Annotated in this window: 6 protein-coding genes and 1 pseudogene; 3 read left to right on the top strand and 4 right to left on the bottom strand. The window is 41.9% G+C overall.

The annotated features are described in order from the left end of the window. Positions 1-211: 211 nt before the first annotated feature. Complete coding sequence (locus tag NWP22_RS09890; RefSeq protein ID WP_271733988.1) at positions 212-1,138, bottom strand: glycerate kinase; 927 nt, start codon at positions 1,136-1,138, stop codon at positions 212-214. A gap of 2 nt (positions 1,139-1,140) precedes the next feature. Next, the gene (locus NWP22_RS09895) at positions 1,141-1,473 is read right to left on the bottom strand and encodes a DUF565 domain-containing protein (protein ID WP_271733987.1); all 333 of its coding nucleotides are present in this window, start codon (positions 1,471-1,473) and stop codon (positions 1,141-1,143) included. Positions 1,474-1,579: 106 nt separating this feature from the next. Here NWP22_RS09895 and NWP22_RS09900 point away from each other — a divergent pair, with 106 nt between their 5' ends. From NWP22_RS09900 to NWP22_RS09910, 3 genes are all read left to right on the top strand, one after another. Further along, positions 1,580-2,173 (top strand): hypothetical protein, encoded by a 594-nt coding sequence (locus NWP22_RS09900; RefSeq protein ID WP_271733986.1) that lies wholly within the window; start codon positions 1,580-1,582, stop codon positions 2,171-2,173. A gap of 86 nt (positions 2,174-2,259) precedes the next feature. Then, positions 2,260-4,068 (top strand): ArnT family glycosyltransferase, encoded by a 1,809-nt coding sequence (locus NWP22_RS09905; protein WP_271733985.1) that lies wholly within the window; start codon positions 2,260-2,262, stop codon positions 4,066-4,068. Positions 4,069-4,116: 48 nt separating this feature from the next. Then, the gene (locus NWP22_RS09910) at positions 4,117-4,332 is read left to right on the top strand and encodes a hypothetical protein (RefSeq protein WP_271733997.1); all 216 of its coding nucleotides are present in this window, start codon (positions 4,117-4,119) and stop codon (positions 4,330-4,332) included. Here NWP22_RS09910 and NWP22_RS09915 read toward each other — a convergent pair. Together NWP22_RS09915 and NWP22_RS09920 are read right to left on the bottom strand one after the other, a co-directional pair. Next, positions 4,324-4,518: pseudogene (locus tag NWP22_RS09915) on the bottom strand (IS4 family transposase); the annotation flags it as partial. The gene NWP22_RS09910 and the pseudogene NWP22_RS09915 sit on opposite strands and share 9 nt — an antisense overlap. Before the next feature lie 135 nt (positions 4,519-4,653). Continuing rightward, complete coding sequence (locus tag NWP22_RS09920; protein ID WP_280801816.1) at positions 4,654-4,890, bottom strand: hypothetical protein; 237 nt, start codon at positions 4,888-4,890, stop codon at positions 4,654-4,656. Positions 4,891-5,056: the final 166 nt, after the last annotated feature.

Below are 5,056 nucleotides of genomic sequence, written 5' to 3' on the forward strand. Positions count from 1 at the left end.
CCATTAAAAGACCATTGTCCGTATAAAATCTTCCTTGTCCACTTTCCTTCCTTGTCTTCGGTAGTCTTGCCTTCACAGATCATATTAAAAACCTACCCTTGTAAGGAAGGGGGTGGGGTAAAATAATATTCGATACACTAATCATGACTTGACAAACATCCTCTTAGTCAATTAACACCACTCAACTAGGAAGAGTGTACCTTTATTCCATCTACTTGGGATAAACTCCCCCCACGCTGTGATCAGAATTAATGGTAATGACTAAATCAACCCCTGTAGGCGATTCCACCAACGGCCTGATGAATAATTCCGGGTGCAGCGATCGCCAAAAATATTTGACAAATTCCTCAATCTGTGCATCTGAAATCCCCGATTTGCCAGTAGCGATCATTTGTTGTTCTGCTTGTTGTCGCCAGGTCAGGGAATAACGGTAATCAGTGGGATATAGTATAATTAAACTGTCCAATCGTTCCCACAGTGGTAGATAATCACTCAGTCGCTGATTCATGTCACGAGCAAATACCCTATCCTCCTCTGTGACAATGGGCGGCGGTGCATGATTAAATACATCTGGATTAATTGGCCGCACCCCCACAAACCAACCTTCAAACAGAACAATATCAATATCTTTCACGATTTCTGGGGTAGTGCGATCGCCAGCACCATTGTATGCCGATTTATCAAAGCGGGGAATAATCACCGGACTTACGCCCTGACGAATTTGATCTAGGACTTTTAAACCTAAATCTAGATCATGGGTTCCCGGTGGTCCGCGCCAAATCAACCGGGGGTCTTGCTGAGTTAAAATTAGGCGATCGGCGTAAGTTTTATACAAGTCATCTAACGATAAACTCACAGTCCGATATCCCAACTCCTGGAGAAGCTTACACAGTACCTGGCACATTGTGGTTTTACCGGTACCTTGTCCCCCTAACACTCCCTGAATTAGGGGTCTTCCCAAGTCCTGGCGATGGGAAGCTAATTTCATACTTAATGGTAGCCATAAGTCCCACAACAGGGCTAACATTGTTTCTGGTGGCTGATTCAGGTGGGTTTGGCAGAATTGGTGAAAAGTTGGTAGCACACAGTTGAGTAAACTTGCTTTTGTGGGATTTACTTCAGCTTCCCAAAAATTCATAATTAGGAACCCAGTTTAAAGGACTCGACAAACATACTATATGTAAAACCGACCTTGAGAACGTTAAGCGATTCTACCAAGAGCGAAGGTTTTGCCAAAAACCTGCGACTATAAAATATTCTGCTAGTCACCTCTGTGAGTACCACAAGAATACTGGCCATGACAATATCTAACGTACCTCTTTGGCCTGCTATGGTAGAAATTGCTGTTCCCAGGAAAAAACCAAAAAAGAAGTTAATCAATAGTAAGGATAAACGTCGCCAAGGATTTAAGAACCATTGCCCCAAACGGCCAGCAATGGTATCGAATAAATTAGTTAAACGCGTGTTTTGCATTAATAACCAGGGTAGTGGGTGCCAAATAGTTACATTTTACCGCCTCAGAGAATAGGCTAGTATTTGGTAAAGTCTAAACAAAATATTATTACTAACCATTATCAACATGAAATTGACAGCATATCGTAACGCTGCTATTACAATTTGTACCCTGGGTCTGCTGGGATTCATGGTGGGATGCTGGGAAATCAGTGTGTCCTTTGAGTCAACTGACCATATGAATCTACCTGCTTCTGACATCCTAGAGCCGGATGTAATTTCAGTCCCACCCGTCCTAAATCAAACAGTCACTTCTACTACCATCGGTTCAGAAACTACCCAAGCCAATAAAATCGGACTCAACAATACTTACATCTTGGCAGATGATCAAGGCTCAACTGCTAATACCAACCATCAAGGCAGTTTACGCATGAGCAATCAAACAAATCAGCCTGTGCGCCTGGCTTTACTGGCGCGACAGCCACAGGTGACCACCTCCGTTGTTCCAGCTCATTGGGATTTTGATCCCCAAGAAGGTAGTGAACAGGGGTTGATTCTGTCCTTACCTAATGGGAATCTCAAGTTGGAAAACGGAGATGTTATAGTTGCCTTTGCACAAGACGGTTCTCGGCGTTACTGGGGACCATATGTAGTTGGGGAAACCTCTTGGCCGCAATGGAACACCGAAAATCGAGAATGGTTATTAGTACTGACTCCTTGAGGGCAGTTAATTTCCTATTCCCCAGGGTCTGACCCAGAACAAAATATAAGTACTTATTTTAACTGTTGAGTATTGACGAATAAATAATGAGGATAAAACTGACTATTCCGAATACTGTGAACAACTGGTACAAAAATATACTCAAAAGTCCAGTTTTGGCTGTGACTATACTAATTTTGATTGCTGGGCTGGCTTATGGGTGGAACTTGGGTACTGTGGGCTTGATTGATGAAACAGAGCCACTGTTTGCTGAAGCTTCCCGTCAAATGTTGGTTACAGGTGATTGGATTACCCCCATTTTTAACGGCGAAACTCGTTTTGATAAACCAGCTTTAATTTACTGGTGTCAAGCGATCGCCTATATAATTATCGGGGTAAATGAGTGGTCAGTGCGGCTACCTTCAGCCATGGCGGCCGTAGGAGTCATCAGTTTAACTTTTTACACTGTACACTGGTATTTATCCCAAAAAGACCAATTAGAGCAGGTTTCACAGCCGACTCGGCGCAACTTCACAGCAATGCTTGCAGCCGCCATGCTAGCACTCAGTCCTGAGATGATTGTCTGGGGAAGAACCGGTGTCTCAGATATGATGCTGACTGGGTGCATGGCATCAGCATTATTATGTTTTTTTCTAGGGTATGCTAGTCAGCAACAACAACAGGCACAATTCCCTTTATCTCTATTCCCCAACTCGTGGTATTTGGCTTGTTACGTCTTAATTGCTGGGGCGATTTTGAGTAAAGGTCCCGTAGGAATTGTTTTACCCATACTCATTATCGGCGCATTTATTATCTATGTTGGCAACACCCGCAAAGTCTTAAAAGAAATGCGTATCTTCACGGGGATGCTAATTATTTTCGGTTTATCAGCCCCCTGGTATCTCTTGGTCAGCTGGCGTAATGGTTGGGATTACATCAATTCCTTTTTTGGCTATCACAATGTAGAACGTTTTACAGAGGTAGTTAATGGTCACTCCGCTCCTTGGTATTTCTACTTCTTAGTAGTATTACTCGGATTTGCGCCCTACTCAGTGTATTTACCCGCAGCAATGGCTAGAACCAGATTTTGGCAGCGATCGCACTGGAGGAATTGCCAAGAACGCTCTCAACAATTGGGTTTATTTGCCTGTATCTGGTTTATTGCTATCTTTGGGTTTTTTAATATTGCTGTCACTAAACTTCCCAGTTATGTATTGCCTTTAATGCCCGCCGTAGCTATTTTAATAGCATTATTATGGAGTGATTTTCTCCCCGAAAACAAGTCAGATATCCCCAGCGCCTCTTCTGTTCTCAAAATCAGTGCTTGGACTAATGTGATTTTAGCCACAGTATTGGCAGTGGCACTATTTCAGATTACTCATTTAATGGATCATAATTCAGTTGCGCCCGGCTTCCTCCTACTGATTCAAAAGGCAGGTTTACCAACACTAGGGGGAATAATTTGGTTTTTGGGGGCGCTCCTGATTGGCGCTTTAATTATCGGTCGCCGTTGGCACAGTATTATTAGCGCAAATTTACTGATTTTTACAGCCACCTTGATCATTGTCTTAATGCCAGCCTTATTCTTGATGGATCAACAGCGTCAGCAACCTTTGAGGGACTTATCTGCCCTTGTGGTGGCACAGAAACATATCCCTCTATCAGATGAGGAATTAGTGATGGTGGGCTTCAAAAAACCAAGCGTAGTATTTTACACCCAAAAACCGGTAAATTATATTTATCAGCCAAAAGATGCAGTAGAGTATATTCAAAATCGAACTTCTCAGCCAGAAAAACCGCCTTCAATCCTGGTGATCGCCTCACAGCAAGACCTTGAAAAAATGGACTTGCAACCCGGTACTTACGATATTTTAGGCACTAGACAAAGGTATCAGTTAATTCGAGTTTCTTTTTGACACTCCCCACGCCTTTAGGCGCGGGATTCGGTGCATTACTGACGTTCCTTGCTTTTACTGGACTTGCGTCCAGCAGAAGTAGGGGGAACATCACGAAAGAGCGTTACTTCTTTGGCACAGGTTGGACGGTTTGAATTTTGGAGCGATCGCTTTAATCTTATCAAAGAAAAGCCTCTTATTTATTGGTGGAATGATGAATTTCTCAGACGCTATGCTGAGGCACCAAAGTTAGGGGATGAAACTGATGTCAGAGAAAAATGTTGAAATACTTACGTCAATTCCCGTATTATTTAATCTTTTAAATAAGTCCCGCATACTTGTTAAGCTATTATCCAAGACATAAGCCAACCAACACTCAACATAAAGACGGCTGTTCAAAACTGGATAATCATTTTTTGGCAACGGTCTGAGGATGTCTTTGACAATCTTGGGAAATGAATTTATAATCATTATCAATTAATTTATTTTAATCCTTAGCCCAAAATTTACCATATTTTGGGCTATTTTTATCACCTCTTTCTTAACATTCAACACTTGTGGGAATTGGGGATTGGGAATTGGGAATTGGGTATTGGGAATTGGGTATTATAGTTTGTCGTAGTCTTCTGGTTCTATGTCAGGGACTTTAGCTAAAACTTCCTGGAATTTATCCCAACTACCGCGTTTGGCTTTTTCTTCTACATAGTCTTTGGTCATCCATGCAGAAACTTGTGCTGATAGTGCAATGGCTACCATTTGTTCTAAAGGCATATTTTCTTTGGCTGCTAAGGTTTCAATTTGCTTATATAAGAATTCGGGTATTTGTATGTTTAAGTTACTCATGATATTTCTCCTACTTGTTGTAAGAATTCTGGTTCTTCAGTACCTAATATGCTAAATTGTTTTGATAAAATCCGAAAAAGCTTACCGTATAAGGGAAATAATGTTGGTTATTGAAGAAAATGCCTGAATATTCCTTCTTAATCTCTGTTCCCTGTTCCCTGTTCCC

Source organism: Anabaenopsis tanganyikae CS-531 (assembly GCF_029891675.1).
Taxonomy (GTDB): domain Bacteria; phylum Cyanobacteriota; class Cyanobacteriia; order Cyanobacteriales; family Nostocaceae; genus Anabaenopsis; species Anabaenopsis arnoldii.